Origin of the sequence: Terriglobus albidus (assembly GCF_008000815.1) — a bacterium.
GTDB classification, from domain to species: domain Bacteria; phylum Acidobacteriota; class Terriglobia; order Terriglobales; family Acidobacteriaceae; genus Terriglobus; species Terriglobus albidus_A.
In genome coordinates this window covers 3772010-3791469 of sequence record NZ_CP042806.1, presented here as the reverse complement: position 1 = coordinate 3791469, position 19460 = coordinate 3772010, and the positions used below count along the sequence as shown (strand labels likewise).

The window sequence follows — 19460 nt, the reverse complement described above, 5'->3', positions numbered from 1 at the left end:
GCCTATATCGCCCGCGAGTTTCGTTTCGCCTCCAGAAAGGACGGCGCAACAGGAGGTACATCGCTGGAGTCATCGAGCATCTCCCACCGCATCAGCGAAAACGGAAGATTGCCGTTCAGCCAGATGAAGTCATGGAACCGCTGCAGCTTGAAGCTCTCTTCCTGCTTCTGGCGGGCATCGGTCATCAGCCGCTGGATATCGAGCTTGCCGATCTGGTAGGTAATCGCTTGTCCAGGTGTCGAGGCAAACATGACTGCCTCGCTGGTCGCCGTACCGCGGTCCATGGGGACAACCTTCGTTAGATAGTCGGCGGCCTGCTCCAGTGTGAACTCTCCGAGGGCCAGCTTGACGTCGACCTCCACACGCAGCGCCCGCAGGCGCATCATGCCGTAGATGGCCTCCTTCATATGCGGCGAGTCGTCGAAGAGACCGGCTTCCAGCGCCATCTCCTCGGCATAGAAGCCGATGCCCTCGTTCGACTCCGAGTCGTAATAGTGCCGCCGGATCGGGTCGGGGTGATGCCAGCTCCAGGCCATCTGGAAGTAGTGTCCCGGCGAACCTTCGTGCAACGTCAGCGGCCGAGTATCCCGTCCGGTGATCGCGCCCCAGAAGTTTGTCGTTGTGCGCGGAGTTCCCTTGTAGCTGGTGCCGTCTTCCCCGAGCCGCGACGGTCCGGTGAGATCGTCGGTCACGCCCATGAAGCTGAGTGCCGCGATGTATGGAGGAATCGGAAGGTAGTAATAGTGCCTGACCTCGGCAGGATCGGAGAGGACACCGTGCGTGACCATGTACTTCCGGATGGCGAGTTCGTTCGCTTTCTCCGCATCCATCTGCTGTTCGGTCGTTCCATAGAACGGGACATCGGGGACACCCGTACTCGCGGCTCGCGCGAGAGTTTCAAAGCTTACGGAACGCTCCCACTCCTGGCGGCCCATGCGCAACAGGTCTTCCGGCGTGTACTTCATCAGCGCCACGTTGCGGAGGAACCAGATGTAGCCTTCCCGCCCCACCGCAGTCTTCTCCGGCAATGTAGACTTCCCGCGTGTGCCCACCCACTCGCGATACCCCATCAGCGCCTTTACCGCGGCAGCCTCTGCCTTTTCGAAGCGCGGTTTGTTCGCATCGGAGAAGACGGGCATCAGCCCATCGTGAACCTGCTGCATTTGAGCTTCGATATCTTTGAGTTCAGAGATCGTCGCTCGAACGTAAGGCGCGCGAATATCTGTGAGGTTCTTCTTCCCTTCCTCCAGCGTGTAGGGCATGCGCTCCATGCGGGAGAGAATGATCTCCTCGCGCGCCGGCGTAATCGGTGGCTTCGGCAGAAGCGCGGCATAGACCGAACCGAGGCTCTGATCGACGTAGAAGAACGGGTTCTCCTTCCACATCGGGAAAACCGTCAACTCCCAGTGCACCCGTGCAATAGCGGAGCCAAGCAAGCGGTAGTCCACCTGGTCGGCAACCGGTTCCCCCGCTGCGGAAAGGGCGCGCCACTGCTTCTCAAACGCATCGACCTTCGCCTTGTACTGTGTGACATCGCCTGGCGCCCAATGAACGACAAACGGTTCCGCGCGTTCGATGCGAGGAATGTCGTCGTTGGTGAAGGGCTGCTCCGTGGCTCGCCACGTCCAGAACTCCTCGCTCAGAGTGCGAAGCTTCGTCTGAAACGCGGAGGTTTGCGCGGCGGCAGTCGGCAGGGATGATGCAACAGCAAACAGAGAGAGCAGGGCGATCCGTTTGAGAGGCATGCAGACAAACTAACAGCTTGACGGAGAAGGCGGCACCCGTGAAGTATCACCCCATGAAGCGATTGCTCTGCTGCCTGTTTCTACTGCCGGAACTCTTCCTCGCTCCCCATACAAAGGCGCAGCAGTCCCCTGCGGCGACGGTACCTCTGTACCGCGACCCGGTCCATGATGGAGCCGCCGATCCGGTCGTGATCTGGAATACGCAGCGCAAGGCATGGTGGATGCTATACACCAACCGGCGCGCCGATATCGAAGACAGCACCGGCGTGCGCTGGGTGCACGGCACGCGGATCGGTATTGCGGAGTCCCGCGATGGAGGAGCGCACTGGAAGTATCTCTCCGAGGCGGATATTCCCGCCGAGAAACCCGATTACACGTTGTGGGCTCCTGAGGTGATCCAGGTAAAGGGCACGTATCACATGTTTCTTACCGTCGTTCCCGGAACCTTCAGCGACTGGAATGCTCCCCGGTATATCGAACACCTCACCAGCACCGATCTTCTCCACTGGAAAGAGATTGGCAAGCTTGAGCTCGGATCGGATCGCGTCATCGATGCCTGCCTCTTCCGCAAGCCGGATGGCGCGTGGCGTCTCTGGTACAAGAATGAGCGCGATGGTTCCAAAATCTATATGAGCGACTCCACCGATCTGGAGCACTGGAGCCCGGCAGGAATCGCCGTAAAGACACGCGGAGAAGGACCAGTGGTCTTTGGTTGGAAAGGGACGTACTGGTTGATTCAGGATGCCTGGAATGGTCTCGGTGTATTCCATTCCAGTGACCTGACAAGCTGGGAGCGGCAGCCGGAGAACCTGCTGCAAAGCCATGGAGCAAAGCCCACGGACGATGCGCAGGGGCAGCATCCGGATGTTGTGGTCGACGCTGCGGGCCGCGCATGGCTCTTCTACTTCACCCACCAGAGTGGCAAAGATGAAAAACCAGGCGATCCCCAATGGAAGCGTCGCACGGTCATGCATGTCACTGAACTGCACGAGAACGGTGGTGTCTTACAGGTAAACCGCGATGCTCCCGCGGAGATTCACATGCTGCCACCGCCGAAGAACAAGAAGAGCGATACGGCCGGGGCCTGGTAATTTAGCGGGATAGAGCGAATGACTACGAATCATTCGGTCGGAGGTTCGACTCCTTCCGCCATCCAGCCTCGAAAGCAAAGACCCCACCCAATATGAAACAGGATCCCGGCATTTATGCCGATTGTTTTTAGTCGATGACGCGGACGGCGCCCTGGCCTACGAGCTCCTCGACCTGGTCGATGAAGAGCTTGTCCGCGGCGACGGAGAGTCCCTGTGGCTCCAGGACGGCGCAGAACTGCCCCGGTTCCTCCAGGTCGAGCAGCACCTTTCCCGGTCCGGGCGTCCCCTGGAAGAGAGCAAGTAGCTTCTCCAGCAATGCTGCATCCGGATGATGCAAAGGCACCTTCACGCGGAGCGCTGCCGGCAGCTTGATCTTCACATCTTCCAGCGCCTGGATCGAGGTGACGGAGAGCTTTGGCGCTGAGTCCTCTTCACCACGTAGCGTTCCACGCATAAGCACTGGAACGTCGATCTTCAGCTTCTCGGCCAGCTTCTCGTAGTCCTTGGGAAAGGCGATGATGTCGATCTTTCCGGTCTGGTCTTCGAGCGCCGCGGAGGCATACATCTCACCGGAACGCTTGGACTTGGCCACCTTCAGCCCGGTAATGACACCGGCGATTTGAATCTCATTGGCGCTATTGTCCTGGCCCCGGCGGAAGACCTGGGGCTCCGGCTTCATCTCACAGGCGGTGGCTGTGTCCACCACCTTGAGGTTGCGCAGCTTCTCGCGATACTTGTCCATCGGGTGACCGGAGACGAAGAAGCCTAGCACCTCTTTCTCATTCTGCAGGCGCGTATGTTCATCCCAGTCGGGGACCTTGGGCAGGTCATCATCTGCCTTCTTCGCGACGTCAGGCTCTGCATCGAAGATGCCGAAGAGACCATGCTGCCCTGTCTCGGCATCGCGCTGAGACTTCTGTGCGCGCTCGATCGCCCTATCCAGCGCCGCCATCACGCGGGCACGTGAACCGAAGCTGTCCATCGCGCCGGCTTTGAGCAACGACTCCAGCACGCGCTTATTCATCAGCCGCAGGTCGACCTTCTCGCAGAACTCCCAGATCGACGCGAAGCCAGCCTTTCCTTCCGACTGCAGCACGGTACGGGCCTGCTGAATCGATTCGATCGCATTGCCGCCGACGTTCTTGATCGCAGCCAGGCCGAAGCGGATCGCGTCGCCGACCGGGGTGAAGTTCGCCGCGGAGATCTGCACATCCGGCGGCAGTACCGTGATTCCCATTTCGCGGCACTCCTGGATGTACTTCACCACGTTCTCTGGTTTGGACGTTTCCGAGGTCAGAAGCGCAGCCATGAACTCCACCGGATAGTGGGTCTTCAAATAAGCCGTGTGATAGGCCAGCAGAGCGTAAGCGGCAGAGTGCGACTTATTGAAGCCGTAACCGGCGAACTGCTCCATCAGGTCAAAGAGCTGGCCGGCTTTGTCCTTGTTAAACTTGCGTTCTACCGCGCCGGTCATGAAGATGCTGCGCTGCTTGGCCATCTCAGCCGGGTCTTTCTTACCCATGGCGCGGCGCAACAGGTCAGCGCCGCCGAGCGAGTAACCGCCGATGGCAGAGCTGATCTGCATAACCTGCTCCTGATAGACGATGACGCCAAGCGTCTCTCTCAGGATGGGTTCCAACTCCGGGAAGGTGTATTCAACAGCACGGCGTCCCCACTTGCGCTCGATGAAGTCATCGATCATGCCGCCCTGGATCGGACCGGGACGGTAAAGCGCGTTGAGAGCGGTAAGGTCTTCCACGGAGGTGGGCTTATAGCGGCGCAGTACGTCGCGCATGCCGCCGGATTCAAACTGGAAGACGCCGGAGGTCAGTGCCCGGTGAAAGACCTGTTCGTAGGTCTTCTCATCGTCGAGCGGCACCTTGGCCATCTCGACATCAACACCCCGGTTGGACTTGATCAGTTTCAGACAGTCGTCGATAACCGTGAGTGTCGTCAGACCGAGGAAGTCCATCTTGAGAAGACCCATCTTCTCGACGGCCTTCATGTCGTAGGCAGTAACGATATCGTCGTTCTTGGCGCGTGTAACAGGAACGAGTTCGGTAAGCTTGGTCGGCGCGATCACGACACCGGCGGCGTGTACACCGGCTCCGCGCACCAGGCCTTCCAGCCTCATCGCTGTATCGATCAACTCACGGATCTTCGGATCCTCATAAGCCTGCGCCAGTGGAGGTGAGTCCTTGAGCGCCTGCTCAATGGTGATGCCAATGGTTGCCGGAATCAGCTTTGCGACCCGATCGACTTCGCCATATGGCATGTCAATCGCGCGACCGACGTCCTTGATCGCGGCCTTCGCGGCCATGGTGTTGAAGGTGATGATCTGCGCTACCTGATCGCGTCCGTATTTGCGCGTGACGTGCTCGATGACTTCGCCGCGGCGGTTCATGCAGAAGTCGATGTCGATATCAGGCATGGAGATACGCTCAGGATTCAGGAAGCGCTCGAAGAGCAGCTCGTTCTGCAGCGGATCGACGTCCGTGATCTCCATGCAGTACGCCACCAGTGAACCGGCAGCGGATCCACGGCCTGGACCGACAGGGATATCGCGCTCGCGGGCGTACTTGATGAAGTCCCACACGATGAGGAAGTAGCCGGGGAACTTCATCTGCTTGATACAGTCGATCTCGCGGTTCAGGCGCTCTTCGTATTCCGTGATGGTCTTACGCAGCAGGCCGCGCTCCTGCAGATGGCGGATGGCTGTTTCCTTGCGCTTCTGGAAGCCCTCGCGACAGACCTGCTCGAAGTAGCTGTCAATGGTCGCGCCTTCCGGCACGACGAACTCCGGGAAGGGATTTTTGACCTTGTTGAGCTTCACGTTGCAGCGATCGACAAACTGCATCGTCCTGGTGCAGACCTCGGGCGCATGCTTGAAGAGCCGGTGCATCTCCTCGGCGCTCTTGATGTAGAACTCGTTGGTATCGAATCGAAAGCGATTGGGATCATTGATGGATCCGGCGGTCTGGACGCATAGCAGGATCTCGTGGGCACGGCTGTCATCGTCGGCCACATAATGGCTATCGTTGGTAGCGATCAACGGGATATTGAGTTCTTTTTCGAGCTTGAACAGCGCTTCGCAGACGGGTTTGTCCGGTTCGAGACCGTGATCCTGGATCTCAAGAAAGAAATTCCCCTTCCCGAACATCTCCTCAAACATGCCGGCTGTGCGCTTGGCCTCATCGTACTTACCTGCCATCAGGTGCTGGTTCAGTTCACCGGCGAGGCATCCGGAGAAGGCAATCAGGCCCTCGGTGTGCTTTGACAGAAATTCCTTGCTGACACGCGGCTTCCGATAGAAGCCATGCAGGGCTGCTTCACTGGTAAGACGAACAAGATTTCGGTAACCTTCTTCGTTTTCGGCGATCACCAGGAAGTGGTTATAGCCGTCAGCGAGTTCGCGGTGGTCCGCAGTCTTCGACAGGTAGAGCTCACAGCCGATGATGGGCTTGATGCCCTTCTTCTCCATGGCGGCAGCGAAGTGCACCGCGCCGTAGATGTTGCCATGGTCGGTCATGGCGGCAGCCTTCTGGCCTAGTTTCGCCAGGTGAGAGGCTAGTTTATCGACGTCACATGCGCCGTCCAGAAGCGAGTAGTCGGTGTGCAGGTGAAGGTGGGTGAACTCGGCTGCCATGGGTTAATTCTAGTGAGCTTTGGCAGTGGCTGCAGGATGTTGAAAAGGCGGTACCGAACCTGGTTCGAGGCCAACTTCATTGGGATGGGTTATTCTGCTTTGTCAATTCGCAGCGAAGCGGAGAAATCGGCTTCTCTACCCGACCAGAATCCTACGCAGTTGGGAAAGCCATCGCCCGAGCGAAGTTACTGGGGCAGGAACTTCGACTTCGGGAAACCCTTGCGGCGGAGTGTCCAGCAGTACTGCGCTTCATTGAACTCAAAGACAGCTTCACGCCACCAGCCGTCCTCGGCCGGCTTAGCGGAGCCGTCTGTCTTCCATTCCAGCGGGAAATGCGACAGGATCATGCCTGCGCGCGGCAGATGGCTCTTTGAGCTGACCACCTCCGCCGAGTGCCAGCCATGCTGCTTCATGATCTCGTTCGAGTAATAGATATTCTGAACCGTATTCTGTGCCTTGCCCTCTTCGATTACGGCAGATTCCGGAACGCCCTGCTGCTCGGCATAAACAGCCATTGAGTGGGCCTCAACAAAGCGATTGTGTGCCGCCCCGCCAGTCATAATGATGACCGGAGCAATGCCTGCCTTCCACTGCCTGACACCTTCAAGCACTCGTTCTCTCTGCTCCGGTGAAGGGGTTCCATCATCCTTCGAAGGCGTGCCCAGCACAACAATGGCGTCAAACTTCGCCTGCTGCGTATTGGAGTTCGGCAAACTCCAGTGAGCGATCTCCAGCCCGCCAAGGATAACGACGGCAACTAACAGCAGCACCAACCCGATCCACTTCAGCGTTCGCATCGATCCTTTATCGCTCCTCACACAGATTCTGCAACTTCGGCTTCGCCGATCATCTGCTCGGCATTCTTGCGGCTGGCATCGGTAATGGTGGCGCCACTCAGCATGCGGGCAATCTCGTCCACGCGCTCTTCCCTGCTTGTCTCCCGTACGCCGGTGCGAGTCTTGCCTGCCTTCACCGTCTTCTCAATCACCAGGTGTGTATCGGCGAAGGCCGCGATCTGAGGCAGGTGCGTAATGCAGAGTACCTGCTGGCCTTTGCTGAGCTGCTTGAGCTTGCGTCCCACGGCCTCGGCTGCTCGTCCACCGATGCCGATATCGATTTCGTCAAAGATCAATGTGCGCGGCAACGGCGTCTTCTTACGCAGCTTGCTGACACCGTCCTCGACCGATACCTTCAGCGCCAGCATGACACGCGACATCTCGCCGCCGGAGGCGATCTCTGTCAATGGAGCCAGAGGCGCCCCCACGTTGGTCGCGATAAGGAACGAGATATTGTCCCAGCCGTGCACCGTCCACGCGCCCTCGTCTTCTTCCCAGGTGACCTTTACCTCGAAGCGGACCTTCATGGCGAGATCGTTGATCTGCTTCTCAGCAACCTTCTCCAGGCGAGCAGCGGCGCTCTTGCGTTCGGCCGTCAGCCGTCCCGCGACGAGACGATACTCCAAGGCTGCCGCCTCCAACTGCTTGCGGACCTGCTTGACGAGCTCGTCCCGGTTTTCGATCTCACCCAGCTTGCGGGTGACTTCCTGCCCGTGTGCGATGACTTCAGCCAGCGTGCGGCCGTACTTACGCTTCAGCCGATCGAGATGAGCCAGGCGATCCTCAATCTCCTCCAGGCGCTGGGGAGAGGCATTGATTCCTTCGGCGTAGTCGCGCACCAGCGCTCCAACATCTTCAACAGACGCCTTGGCGCCTGCGAGCTGCTGCGCCGAGTCGGCGAACCTGCTATCAAACCGGGCGAGTTCCTCAACCTGGCGAAGCGCCGCTCCTAGTTTCGACGCGGCCGCTCCTTCTCCTTCATACAGGAGATCGAGCGCGGTCATGGCGCAGGAGTAAAGCTTCTCGGAGTTCGCCAGAACACGTTTTTCGGTCTCAAGAGCGGTGTCCTCGTCGGGGCTGGTGAGGCCGGCTTCCTCGATCTCCTTCGCCTGAAAGCTCCAGAGATCGGCCGACCGCAAGCGGTCCTGCTCGTCTCCTTCCAGCTCGCGAAGGCGCGAGCTGGCCTCATTCCAGGTCGCATAGGCAGCGCTTACGTCAGAAAAGACGGAGCCGCCTTCTCCCAAATAGCGGTCGAGAAGCCCGCGTTGCTGCGCCTGGTCAAAGGCTGCCAGCGTGTCGCTCTGGGCATGGATCAGGGCGAGTTCCGGTGCAAGCTGCCGCAGTACGGCGACGGTTGCGGGCTGGTTATTCACCCAGACGCGTCCTTTGCCGTTCAGGGCAATCTCTCGGCGAAGCAGAATCTCGTCGGACTCGATGTCGATTCCGTTTTCCTCAAGAAGCACTTCCGCTCCGGGTGTGGTCTCAAAGACACAGCTCACCACTGCTTTGTCGGCGCCGTGACGGACGACGTCACTGGACGCTTTACCGCCCATCAGCAGCGCAAGCGCATCAATCAGAATGGACTTGCCGGCGCCGGTTTCGCCGGTCAGAAGATTCAGGCCGGGACCGAATCCGGCCACGGCGTGGTCCATTACGGCATAGTTTTCGGCTCGTAATTCCAACAGCATGGCAGCCTGAGCATAACAAACGCATGCACCAAACTGGGAACCTCATCCAACTTCTGCCCAATTTGCGCGTTTACACTGAGAATAAGCATTTTGTGATGACGATGACCCACGTACATCTCCTAGCCTCTTTTCTCCTGCGCATGCAGGAGACCGCCGATCAGCAGGCCGCACCGCTTCCTCCCACGGGAGCCGGCGGTTCCGCGCTGCTCGAGATGCTCCACAACTCCGGTCCGGTCGCTTTGGCTGTGCTGGTGCTGCTGACCTTCGCGAGTGTCTTTTCCTGGGCCATTATCCTCGCGAAATGGTCTAGCTTCCGCCGCGCCCAGACACAGTCTCAGCGCTTTGTCCGCGCCTTTCGCAAATCTCAGCGTCTTAGCGAGATTGCCACGGTAGCCGAACAGTTCAAGCCCTCGCCCCTCGTTATTGTCTTTACCGAGATCAACGAAGAGTACCAGCGTCAGACCGGCGGCCGTGGACTTCCGCGGAACCCTGTGGCCCTGGAGCGTGCGGCACAGACCGCTTCTTCTGAGGCACTGACCCGCATGGAGTCGCGGCTGACATGGCTGGCAACCATTGCTGCCATCGCCCCCTTCGTTGGTCTGTTCGGAACGGTGATGGGTATCATCGATGCCTTCCACGGCCTTGGCACTCAGGGTGCGGCGACACTGCGCGCCGTGGCGCCCGGTATCTCTGAGGCTCTGATTACGACCGCTGCCGGTCTGGTCGTCGCAATTCCGGCCGTTATCGGCTACAACCAGTTCACTGCCCGTCTGCGGGAGTTCGGTTCGCGCATGGATGATTTCGCACGCGAGCTTCTCTCAGCGATCGAGAACGCCGCCATGTCTCAGCCCGCTGCTCCTCAGGTGGAAGAGCGCCGGGTGCGGCAGTACTAAGGAGAGAGCGATATGGCCTTCTCCAACGGCGGTAGAACGCAAACCTCCCTCGCAGAGATCAACATGACGCCGTTGATTGACGTCGTGCTGGTGCTGCTGCTCATCTTCATGCTGACCGCACCGGTACTGCAGTCTGGGATCGATGTCGCTGTGCCTAAGACCCGCTCCGTCAACCAGGTCACTGAGGAGCGGCAGGTCGTAACGATCAACAAAGATCAGATCGTCTTTCTGCAGGACAAGCAGGTTAACATCAACGACCTTCCCACACTTCTTCGCAACGGATCAGCTAACCCTGCGAAGAAGATCATCTACCTGCGCGCAGACGAACGTGTTCCCTTTGGCGCCTTCGCCTCGGTGATGGACGCCGTGAAACGGGCAGGGATTACCAACATCAGCATCGTGACCCAACCGATCGAGAAGTAGACCATGCCGAACGATCACACATGGACAGAGCCAGACGCACTCGGCGGTAATCTCGCCGGGTCGGTGATTGTGCATGCTCTTGTACTTGGCGGCGTCGTCGCTGCGGGCTTCCTGGTCCATCGCGGATCGAACTGGGGTGCGGCCACGGCTCAGGCAGGAGCGATTCAGGCGACGATGGTCACGGCGATTCCTCTGCCTTCGACGCAGCGCTTCGACAAAGATCAGGTGCTGACATCGGACGCGCCTAGTCCGGCGCCGAAAGAGCCTACACCGCAGACTGTTGCACCGCCGAAGCCGGATGAGATTCCGATTCCGGTGAAACAGCCGCCAAAGCCGCCTAAGGTCGCTCAGCAGGACACGCCTGCTCCTCCAAAACATCCGCAACCAATGCCGCCACCAAAGCCAAATGTGGCGCAAACCGGTGAGACATCAGGTATCCGGATTCAGCAGTCGACCATGCAGGTGACCAATGGAACCGCGTCCGTTGCTGTTCAGGATTCTGCTTTCGGTGCCCGCTATGCCTATTACGTTAATGTCGTGAACCGCACTGTAGCGCAGAACTGGTTCACGCGAGAGGCTGATCCCGTCACCTCAGTGGGACGCAGCGTCACCATCATCTTCGATATCTTGCGGGACGGTACCCCAACCAACGTCCGCATGGGACAACGCTCGGGCTCACCGTCGCTCGACGCCTCAGCTTTGCACGCCCTGGAACGTGTGGACGGCTTCGGACCCCTGCCCGCGGGCGACCACATTACGGTGGAGTACACCTTTCATTACCAGCCCCATTGAGGATTACCGCATCAAACCGGATTAAGTTCCGTCATACCATAGGATGAGAATGCAAAGTCCGTCGCGTAAGTTCAACGTTCTTCTAGCGTTCGTGGCCGCAGTCGTCACAACGGTGGTCCCCGCCCACGCCCAGGACTGGTTCAAGACCGAGACCAGCACCGGCGTCGATAAAATCCGCATCGCCGCCGCCGATTTCAAACAGGGATCGGGCGATTCCGCTGCGCTGAAACACACCTTCGATTCGGTCTTCTATGCCGATCTCTCCAATGCCGGCATCTTCGACCTAGTCTCGAAGAGTCTGATGCCCCAGGCGATGCCTGGAGCTCCCAGCGAGATGAACGTGCAGCAGTGGTCGCCCGCTCCGGTCAGCGCCGCCATGGTCGCCTTCGGTTCGGCTACCGTGCAGTCCGGCAAGCTGGTCGTCAACGGATGGCTCTTTGACACCAAGAACGTCCAGTATCCTCAGGTCCTGGCCAAGCAGTACAGCGAAGACGCCACCGATGACTCGGCCCGGCAGATCGCACACCGCTTCGCCGACGAGATTATCTTCCGTCTTGGCGGCGGTATCCCCGGAATCGCGGAGACCAAGATCGTTTACGTTCACCAGGCCGGTGGAACGAAAGAGATCTGGATGATGGATTACGACGGCTCAAACCAGCACCAGATCACGCATCTGGGCACGGTTTCCCTGTCGCCCCGCATCTCGCCTGACGGCACCCGTATCGCCTTCTCCTCTCTTGGCAAAGATGGCTGGGGAATTCGGATGTATTCGCTGGTTCTGGGACGTGTCGTGAACTTCCCCAGCTTTGGCGGAACCAATCTTTCACCCGCCTGGGCTTCAACAGGCAATAGCCTCGCCTTCTCGAGTTCACGCACCGGTGACCCGGAGATCTGGGAGACGGACGCCAATGGTAACGGAGCGCATCGTCTGACCTCCTTCCGTGGTCCAGATGTCTCGCCGGTGTGGAACCCCCGGACAAATGCCCAGATCGCCTGGATCAGTGGGCGCAGCGGTCTACCCCAGGTCTACATCATGGACGCCGATGGAGCCGGTGTGACTCGCCTGACGGACATCGGATACGCGACTTCTCCGTCATGGTCGCCGAACGGGCAATTCCTTACTTTTGCGTGGAACCGGAAATACGGACCTGGCGCTCCAGGAGGACAGGACATTTATGTGCAGGAGGTCGCACCTGGCGCCGGCGGCTCCTACCGCTGGGTTCAAGTGACGCATGATAGCGGCCGCTGCGACTTCCCGTCGTGGTCGCCTGATGGACGCCATATCGTTTATGCCAGTACCGCCAGCGGCAAGATGGAAATCTGGAGCATGCTGGCTGACGGAACACAGAAACGCCGCCTGACTACAAACGGCGGTAATGACATGCCAAACTGGAGTTGGAAGTAACCTCGGCTGGCACCTGTTTTTTCTATTTGCTTTGCAGCAACTTACCAACAGTTTTGAATCAAAACAAAGTGTAGGACCCGGCCGATTCGAACGCGCCGAGGCAGGAGGAAAGATTTCCGATGAACGTACCCGCACTCCGCAAGATGACTGTCCTGGCGATCGCGCTGGCTTTCGGCGCTGCTGGCTGCCATAAGAAGGCTTCTGCCCCCCCACCTTATACCGCTCCGGAAGTCCCGGCTACGCCTGCTCCGACAGCCACCATTTCGGCTGAACCGCTGGCCATCGATCTTGGTCAGTCGGTCGTGCTGAACTGGCGTACAACGAACGCTACCTCCGTGTCGATTGACGGAATCGGTGCGGTCAACGTGAACGGAACCCAGACCGTAACTCCGTCGAGCTCCACGAACTTCCATCTGGTTGCTCGTGGCGACAGTGGTTCGGCTGAGGCCAACGTCCGCGTAACCGTACGCGTTCCGGAGACCCCGAGCGCGCCCACGGGCAACGCGGATATGGGTTCGGATGCCGAGTTTGCGCGGAATGTCCAGGACATCTTCTTCGACTACGACAGCTACGATGTCCGCACCGAGGCGCAGTCTTCCATCACTACTTCTGCCAGCTACCTGGCCGCCCACCCGGCGATCAAGGTCGTGATCGGCGGCTACTGCGATGAGCGTGGTTCGGCTGAGTACAACCTCGCCCTGGGCGAAAATCGCGCCAATGCCGCCAAGACCGCGCTGGTCAATGCCGGTATTGCGCCATCGCGGATGCGCGTCATCAGCTACGGCAAGGAAAAGCAGTTCTGCACCGAGCAGACCGAGTCGTGCTGGCAGCAGAACCGCCGTGCGCAGTTCTCGCTGGACCGCTAGGCTGGCCGTCGTAGACTGGATCAACAACCCGGAGAGGCGCTTGCTCGCGGCAAGCGCCTTTTCCGCGTCAAAAGCGTTTGAGGAAACCGTCATGAAGCTTACACGTCTTGCACCTGTAGCCCTGCTGACCTGCTCTCTTTTCGTCCCCCCAGCCTTCGCCGTGAATAAAGACATGGTGCAACTGCAGACCCAGGTACAGGCGTTGCAGGACGCCGTTGCACGGCTGCAGCAGGCCAATGACGAGCGCATGGGAGTCCTGCGGGACCTGGTGCAGCAGACAGCCGACTCCGTCAACCGTATGTCTGTCACCGTGGATGGACTGCACAAGCAGGTGACCGCCAGCGCCGAAGCCCAGAGCGGCAAATCTGACCAGATCAACAGCCAGGTGCAGGCCCTGAACGACGCCCTGGATGAATTGAAGGCTCGTCTCGGCCGCATGGAAAAGTCGCTGACGGATGTCCAGAATCAGCAGCAGTCCATCAATGCGAAGCTGGATAACGGCGTACCTTCCGGTGGAAATACCGCGGCGCCTGCGGGAACGAATCCGGCACCCGATATGACCCCATACACGCCTCCGGCGCCGGTGGTTCCTTCGCGGAAGGGTAAGCCCGCCCCCGGAACGCCAATGACTCAGACACAGCCTACGGACACTCCGGCCGCCCAGCCTGTGGCCGACGCAGCGCCACCCGTGGCTGATCTCTACCAGACCGCATATGGGGACTACGTCGCAGCCAAGTATGCTTTGGCGTCAGCCGAGTTCAGCCGGGTTATCCAGTATTACCCGGATAACGCCCTGGCTGGGAATGCGAACTTCTACCTGGGCGAGATCGACTATCGCGCCGGGAAGTTCCCTACCGCGATCAAGTTCTATGACAAGGTGCTGGAGCAGTATCCAGGCAACAACAAGACTGCTCTCTCTCACCTGCATAAGGGCTACGCATTGATCGCCACACGACAGGAGGCTGCCGGAGCTCGCGAGTTGCGTGCGCTGATTGCCCGTTACCCTGGCACGCCTGAGGCGAACCAGGCCAAGGCAAAGCTGAACGGACTGAAGGCCAGCCGCTAGCTGCGGATTCCGTACATCCGGCGCTCTACCTCTTCCCGCTGGTCAGCGGTGAGCGGCAGACGTGGCAGACGCGGCTTACCGCCGTAATATCCAGTCAGCTCCGCGGCATACTTCACACCCGCGATTCCCAATCCCCCAACAATCTCAGCAGCAGGCGCAGCAATGCGGGCCTGTTTCTCGGCAGCCAGTTTGGGGTCGCCGTCTTTCCACGCGGCGTAGACCTCATGACATGCCTGCGGCGCGCTGGCCGTAAAGGTCGTTAATAGTCCCTGCGCTCTTGCGGCCAGTGCATCGACCATGCCGGCATCTGAGGAGGAAAGGACCTGGAAGCCTACGTTGCGCGTGCGTGTCTTGAGTGACGGCTTCGGCGGAGCAACCGCGACGGCAGCGCCCCCATCCGCCAGGCTGCCGGCGCTCACAAAGGTTGCAGCTTCCGTACTCTTGGTTGCCTGCATCCGCCCTGTTACGGCCGAGAATACCGGAGTGACCACGACATCGCGACGTGGAGCTTTGGCCGACGCAACAATCACCGCAGCGATATCGCTGCTTCCACTCACAATGCCTAAGATCCTGGCATGGAGCGACAGCCGGGAAACCTCTTCCGCGGTGAGTGCTGATTCTGGATCGAAGATTACGACAGGAAGCCCGCTGGCATCTGCGACGGCCCTGAAGTACACAGACGCCTCAACCGCAGGAACGCGAACCAGAGCCACGTCGTAACCAAGGCCTGCCGCGTAATGGATCAGATCCAGTGTGGCAGCTACACCAGGGCGGCTAACGCCAGCCCAAAGGACTTTCTCGGGAGCAGCGGCGCCCACGGCTGCAGCCAGCACATCCCGGGTCTCTGTGTCATCCAGCATCTCCGCTTCGCCCGGCCCGGCAAGAATCGCGATGCCGGCAGCAGGAGTCATGGAATAGCGCGCTACATTGTGCTCCAGCTTACGCAGGTATACACGGCCATCGGAATAAAACGGAGTTGTGGCAGGGATATGCAATCCATCGAGCAGCATGACTTTTATTTTAATGCGCTTTGTACCGGTTAACGGCATCAAGAGCAATACCACGAAAGGCTATTTCCATCGCTTCCCTCAATGTCGTACCGTGTATGGAAGCCAAATAGATCATTTCGGGAGACGGAAGCTCGCGGCATGGCAGAGGACATCGAAGATGTAGGGGGGAAGTCTGCGACGGACCTGGGGTTTGAGGCCCTCTGGTTCGCAACGCATACATTCCTGGCGTTTCTTGTGGTTGTTGTGGTGGTCAGTGTTTTTGGGCTGTCAAAGCCCGATCCAAATGCAACTCAACCGAAGCTGCTCTGTACAGCCGTTATCTTTCTGGCCGCCATCATCACCGGCTTTGCGACCGCAAAGGTGACGAAGAACGAAGTCGCACGCTACATCTGGATCGCCGGCTTGCTGATGTTTTCGATTCTGTGCGTCTATGTTCTGGATCTTCCTACCGGGCCTGGTCTGTGCGATGGCTGCGGAGCACTGGAGAAGCTCTACCGGACCTTCTTCGATATCTCCAACCCAAGCGGCCTGATGGGCGGATATGGCTTCGCCGTCGGTAGCTGGATCCCCCTATCGATGATCTCCTACTCGATCGGTGCGAGCTTCGCTCTTCCGAAAGAAGAGGCCTGATTTTTCTGCAAAACAAAAAAGGGGCGTGAGCTTGTGCTCACGCCCCTTTTTCATGAAGTCAGGTTGGGTTATGCCTGTACGGCTTCGCGCTCTGCGTGCAGCGCCTGCAGCGCGTTGACGTTGACCGAACCACCCTGGAGGGAAGCGATTCCCTCTGCCGCAGCACGTGCCGCGGCAATCGTGGTGATGGTTGGGATACGGGCCAGGACTGCGGCGCGACGGATCGCCTTTTCATCAAAGAAGGTATCCTGCCCGCGTGGCGTGTTCACGATGAGCTGGATACGATCACCCTTGATGTAGTCCACGACATTGGGGCGGCCTTCCTTGACCTTATAGACGCGCTCTACCTGCAGACCGGCGTCTTCCAGCACATCGGCCGTTCCATGGGTTGCCACAATGTGGAAGCCCATCTCCCGGAACTGACGTGCAAGGCCGACCACCTGGGACTTATCGTGATCGTTTACGCTCAGGAAGACGTTGCCCTTCTTCGGCAACACCTGTCCGGCCGAGAGCTGTGCCTTAGCGAATGCTTCGCCGAAGTTGTCGGCCACACCCATGACTTCGCCTGTGGACTTCATCTCCGGTCCAAGCACCGTGTCTACACCCGGGAACTTGCCCCAGGGGAAGACCGGGCTCTTCACGAAGTAGTGGCTTCCGGTTCCAAGGTCCTTGCCGCTGGCGAGCTGCTCGGGCAGCAGCTCCTTCAGTGTCTTGCCGATCATCAGGCGCGACGCAATCTTCGCAAGCGGGATGCCGGTCGCCTTGGAGACATACGGCACTGTACGCGAAGCGCGCGGGTTGACCTCGATCACGTAGACCTTGCCGTACTGGATCGCGAACTGGATGTTCACCAGACCAACAACGTTCAGTGACAGAGCGAGCTTCCGCGTGTAAGCCCGGATCGTGTCCAGAACCTCCGGAGCGATATCGACCGCCGGCAGAACGCAGGAGGAGTCACCGGAGTGAATGCCGGCCTCTTCGATGTGCTGCATGATGCCGGCGATGATCACGTCCTTGCCGTCGCAGAGAGCGTCGACGTCGACTTCAGTAGCGTCTTCGAGGAAGTGGTCGATCAGAACCGGGCGCTCCTGCGAGTACTCGATCGCAGTACTCATGTACTTCACGATGGCATCGTCGTCGTAAGCGATGACCATGGCGCGTCCACCAAGAACGTAGGAGGGACGCACCAGCACCGGATAACCGACGCGATTAGCGCCTTCGAGCGCCTCCTGTACCGAGGTTGCCATCGCGCCTTGCGGCTGGGGAATTCCCAGCTCTTCGATCAGCTTACCGAAGCGCTTGCGGTCTTCGGCGAGATCGATGGACTCGGGAGAAGTACCAATGATCGGTACGCCGGCAGCCTTCAGCGGCAGCGCCAGGTTCAGCGGAGTCTGACCGCCAAACTGAACGATCATGCCTACTTCAGCCCCGTTTGCCGCCTCGTGTTCGTAGACAGCCAGGACGTCCTCGTAGGTCAACGGCTCGAAGTAGAGGCGATCTGCCGTATCGTAGTCGGTCGAAACTGTCTCAGGATTGCAGTTCACCATGATGGTCTCGTAACCGTCGTCCTTCAAGGCAAAGGCAGCGTGGCAGCAGCAGTAGTCGAACTCAATGCCCTGCCCGATGCGGTTCGGCCCGGAACCAAGGATGATGACCTTCTTCTTTGCCGTCGGCGTTGCTTCATCTTCCTCATCGAAGCAGGAGTAGAAGTACGGCGTAAAGCTCTCAAACTCGGCGGCGCAGGTATCCACCAGCTTGTAGACCGGAGTAACGCCCAGCTTCTTGCGAAGGTTCATCACCTCGATCGCGCCGGCACGTCCCTCAAGCCCCCAGCCTGCGGCAAGGCGCTCGTCGGAGATGCCCATGCGCTTCGCCGTGCGCAACTCGTCCGCGGTGATTTCTGCTGCCGGCTTCTGACTCACAGCGGTGATCTCGTCCACCACCTGTTTGACCTGGTAGAGGAACCAGGGATCCATGCCAGTCAGGCGAGCGACTTCGCGCACGCTCATGCCCTTCTCGAAGGCATAGCGAATGTAGTTGAAGCGGTCAGGGTGAGGCGTAACCAGGCGCTGCGTCAGGCGGCGCGGTTCAATATCCGTAGCGGTGGCCTTCTTGCCTGTCTCCAACGAGCGGACGGCTTTGAACATGGCCTCTTTGAAAGTACGGCCGATGGCCATGACCTCGCCGACCGACTTCATCTGCGGTCCAAGACCTTCTTCCGCACCGGGGAACTTCTCGAACTGCCACTTCGGGAACTTCACCACGACGTAGTCGATGGTGGGCTCGAAGCAGGCAGGCGTCGCTTTGGTGATGTCGTTCTTGATCTCGTCGAGGGTGTAGCCAACCGCCAGGCGTGCGGCGATCTTTGCAATCGGGAAGCCTGTCGCCTTGGAAGCAAGGGCGGACGAACGCGAGACGCGTGGGTTCATCTCGATGACAGTCATGCGGCCATTCTGCGGATTGACCGCGAACTGCACGTTGCTGCCGCCGGTCTCGACGCCGATCTCACGGATAACCTTGATGGCCGCATCACGCATGACCTGATACTCGCGGTCGGTCAGCGTCTGCGCAGGGGCAACGGTGATGGAGTCGCCCGTGTGCACACCCATCGGATCAAAGTTCTCGATGGAGCAGATGATAATGCAGTTGTCCTTGAGATCACGCACGACCTCAAGCTCATATTCCTTCCATCCAAGAACGCTCTCTTCGATAAGGCACTCGTGGACAGGAGAAAGATCGAGACCGCGGGACAGAATCTCCATCAGCTCTTCGCGGTTATAGGCAATACCGCCGCCGGAGCCACCGAGCGTGAACGAAGGGCGGATCACTGCCGGGAAGCCAATTTTTGCGGTGAACTCGAGACCGTCCCGCAGGTTGTTGACGAGCGCGGAACGCGGCATGTCCAGACCGATCTTGTTCATCGCATCCTTGAACAGGAGACGGTCTTCGGCCTTCTTGATGGCATCTAGCTTGGCGCCGATCAGCTCGACGTTGTAGCGATCCAGAACGCCGGCATCAGCGAGATCGACGGCGAGGTTCAAGGCTGTCTGTCCGCCTACGGTCGGCAGTACAGCGAACTTCCCTGCCTTGCCGTTCTCGGCAAGCAGCTCGCTCTCCAACCTCAGAATCTCTTCCAGATAGTTGAAGCTCAGTGGTTCGATGTAGGTGCGGTCGGCAACCTCCGGGTCCGTCATGATGGAGGCTGGATTGGAATTCACCAGCACCACCTCGTAGCCCTCGGCCTTCAGGGCCTTGCACGCCTGGGTGCCGGAGTAGTCGAACTCAGCCGACTGGCCAATCACGATCGGACCTGAGCCGATCACCAGAATCTTCGCGATGTCATTCCTGCGTGGCATTGCGTCTCTCTTC

Annotated in this window: 14 protein-coding genes; 8 read left to right on the top strand and 6 right to left on the bottom strand. The window is 59.2% G+C overall.

Going from position 1 to position 19460, the window contains the following annotated elements:
* Positions 1 to 2: 2 nt before the first annotated feature.
* Positions 3 to 1745 (bottom strand): DUF885 family protein, encoded by a 1743-nt coding sequence (locus FTW19_RS14790; RefSeq protein WP_147648346.1) that lies wholly within the window; start codon positions 1743 to 1745, stop codon positions 3 to 5.
* Positions 1746 to 1798: 53 nt separating this feature from the next.
* On the opposite strand from FTW19_RS14790, the gene FTW19_RS14785 reads away from it, so the two are divergent.
* Positions 1799 to 2836, top strand: coding sequence for a family 43 glycosylhydrolase (locus FTW19_RS14785; RefSeq protein ID WP_147648345.1), 1038 nt, complete (start codon positions 1799 to 1801; stop codon positions 2834 to 2836).
* A 127-nt stretch (positions 2837 to 2963) separates the two neighbouring features.
* On the opposite strand, the gene dnaE is transcribed toward FTW19_RS14785, so the two are convergent.
* From dnaE to recN, 3 genes are all read right to left on the bottom strand, one after another.
* Complete coding sequence (gene dnaE, locus FTW19_RS14780; RefSeq protein ID WP_147648344.1) at positions 2964 to 6482, bottom strand: DNA polymerase III subunit alpha; 3519 nt, start codon at positions 6480 to 6482, stop codon at positions 2964 to 2966.
* Positions 6483 to 6667: 185 nt separating this feature from the next.
* The gene (locus tag FTW19_RS14775; RefSeq protein WP_147648343.1) at positions 6668 to 7279 is read right to left on the bottom strand and encodes a YdcF family protein; all 612 of its coding nucleotides are present in this window, start codon (positions 7277 to 7279) and stop codon (positions 6668 to 6670) included.
* A 17-nt stretch (positions 7280 to 7296) separates the two neighbouring features.
* A complete protein-coding gene (gene recN, locus FTW19_RS14770; RefSeq protein ID WP_147648342.1) occupies positions 7297 to 9006 on the bottom strand; it encodes a DNA repair protein RecN in 1710 nt (569 codons plus the stop codon).
* Positions 9007 to 9107: 101 nt separating this feature from the next.
* Here recN and FTW19_RS14765 point away from each other — a divergent pair, with 101 nt between their 5' ends.
* The 6 genes from FTW19_RS14765 to FTW19_RS14740 all read left to right on the top strand — a co-directional run bounded on the left by FTW19_RS14765 (position 9108) and on the right by FTW19_RS14740 (position 14451).
* Positions 9108 to 9899: a MotA/TolQ/ExbB proton channel family protein gene (locus tag FTW19_RS14765; RefSeq protein ID WP_432445175.1), complete on the top strand. Its 792-nt coding sequence runs from the start codon at positions 9108 to 9110 to the stop codon at positions 9897 to 9899.
* A gap of 12 nt (positions 9900 to 9911) precedes the next feature.
* On the top strand, positions 9912 to 10322 hold the full coding sequence (locus tag FTW19_RS14760) for an ExbD/TolR family protein (protein ID WP_147648341.1): 411 nt from the start codon (positions 9912 to 9914) through the stop codon (positions 10320 to 10322).
* A 3-nt stretch (positions 10323 to 10325) separates the two neighbouring features.
* Positions 10326 to 11114, top strand: coding sequence for a TonB family protein (locus FTW19_RS14755; protein WP_147648340.1), 789 nt, complete (start codon positions 10326 to 10328; stop codon positions 11112 to 11114).
* 49 nt (positions 11115 to 11163) lie between these two features.
* A complete protein-coding gene (gene tolB, locus FTW19_RS14750) occupies positions 11164 to 12519 on the top strand; it encodes a Tol-Pal system beta propeller repeat protein TolB (RefSeq protein ID WP_147648339.1) in 1356 nt (451 codons plus the stop codon).
* Between the two features lie 119 nt (positions 12520 to 12638).
* Positions 12639 to 13385, top strand: coding sequence for a peptidoglycan-associated lipoprotein Pal (pal, locus tag FTW19_RS14745; protein ID WP_147648338.1), 747 nt, complete (start codon positions 12639 to 12641; stop codon positions 13383 to 13385).
* Positions 13386 to 13476: 91 nt separating this feature from the next.
* A complete protein-coding gene (locus tag FTW19_RS14740; protein ID WP_147648337.1) occupies positions 13477 to 14451 on the top strand; it encodes a tetratricopeptide repeat protein in 975 nt (324 codons plus the stop codon).
* On the opposite strand, the gene FTW19_RS14735 is transcribed toward FTW19_RS14740, so the two are convergent.
* Positions 14448 to 15515 carry a dihydrodipicolinate synthase family protein gene (locus tag FTW19_RS14735; RefSeq protein ID WP_246153317.1) on the bottom strand — a complete coding sequence of 356 codons (1068 nt, stop codon included), beginning with the start codon at positions 15513 to 15515 and terminating at the stop codon, positions 14448 to 14450. The genes FTW19_RS14740 and FTW19_RS14735 overlap by 4 nt on opposite strands.
* 84 nt (positions 15516 to 15599) lie before the next feature.
* Between FTW19_RS14735 and FTW19_RS14730 the strand changes: the two genes are divergently transcribed.
* Positions 15600 to 16091, top strand: coding sequence for a hypothetical protein (locus FTW19_RS14730; protein WP_147648336.1), 492 nt, complete (start codon positions 15600 to 15602; stop codon positions 16089 to 16091).
* Between the two features lie 68 nt (positions 16092 to 16159).
* Here the strand turns inward: FTW19_RS14730 and carB are convergent, their stop codons facing one another.
* Positions 16160 to 19447 (bottom strand): carbamoyl-phosphate synthase large subunit, encoded by a 3288-nt coding sequence (gene carB / locus FTW19_RS14725; RefSeq protein ID WP_147648335.1) that lies wholly within the window; start codon positions 19445 to 19447, stop codon positions 16160 to 16162.
* Positions 19448 to 19460 lie beyond the last annotated feature (13 nt).

Excerpts from the sequence above, each read along its gene's own strand:
- FTW19_RS14790 (WP_147648346.1), bottom strand. The coding sequence starts at position 1,745 with ATGCCTCTCAAACGGATCGCCCTGCTCTCTCTGTTTGCTGTTGCATCA.
- FTW19_RS14785 (WP_147648345.1), top strand. The coding sequence starts at position 1,799 with ATGAAGCGATTGCTCTGCTGCCTGTTTCTACTGCCGGAACTCTTCCTC.
- dnaE (WP_147648344.1), bottom strand. The coding sequence starts at position 6,482 with ATGGCAGCCGAGTTCACCCACCTTCACCTGCACACCGACTACTCGCTT.
- FTW19_RS14775 (WP_147648343.1), bottom strand. The coding sequence starts at position 7,279 with ATGCGAACGCTGAAGTGGATCGGGTTGGTGCTGCTGTTAGTTGCCGTC.
- recN (WP_147648342.1), bottom strand. The coding sequence starts at position 9,006 with ATGCTGTTGGAATTACGAGCCGAAAACTATGCCGTAATGGACCACGCC.
- FTW19_RS14765 (WP_432445175.1), top strand. The coding sequence starts at position 9,108 with ATGACCCACGTACATCTCCTAGCCTCTTTTCTCCTGCGCATGCAGGAG.
- FTW19_RS14760 (WP_147648341.1), top strand. The coding sequence starts at position 9,912 with ATGGCCTTCTCCAACGGCGGTAGAACGCAAACCTCCCTCGCAGAGATC.
- FTW19_RS14755 (WP_147648340.1), top strand. The coding sequence starts at position 10,326 with ATGCCGAACGATCACACATGGACAGAGCCAGACGCACTCGGCGGTAAT.
- tolB (WP_147648339.1), top strand. The coding sequence starts at position 11,164 with ATGCAAAGTCCGTCGCGTAAGTTCAACGTTCTTCTAGCGTTCGTGGCC.
- pal (WP_147648338.1), top strand. The coding sequence starts at position 12,639 with ATGAACGTACCCGCACTCCGCAAGATGACTGTCCTGGCGATCGCGCTG.
- FTW19_RS14740 (WP_147648337.1), top strand. The coding sequence starts at position 13,477 with ATGAAGCTTACACGTCTTGCACCTGTAGCCCTGCTGACCTGCTCTCTT.
- FTW19_RS14730 (WP_147648336.1), top strand. The coding sequence starts at position 15,600 with ATGGCAGAGGACATCGAAGATGTAGGGGGGAAGTCTGCGACGGACCTG.
- carB (WP_147648335.1), bottom strand. The coding sequence starts at position 19,447 with ATGCCACGCAGGAATGACATCGCGAAGATTCTGGTGATCGGCTCAGGT.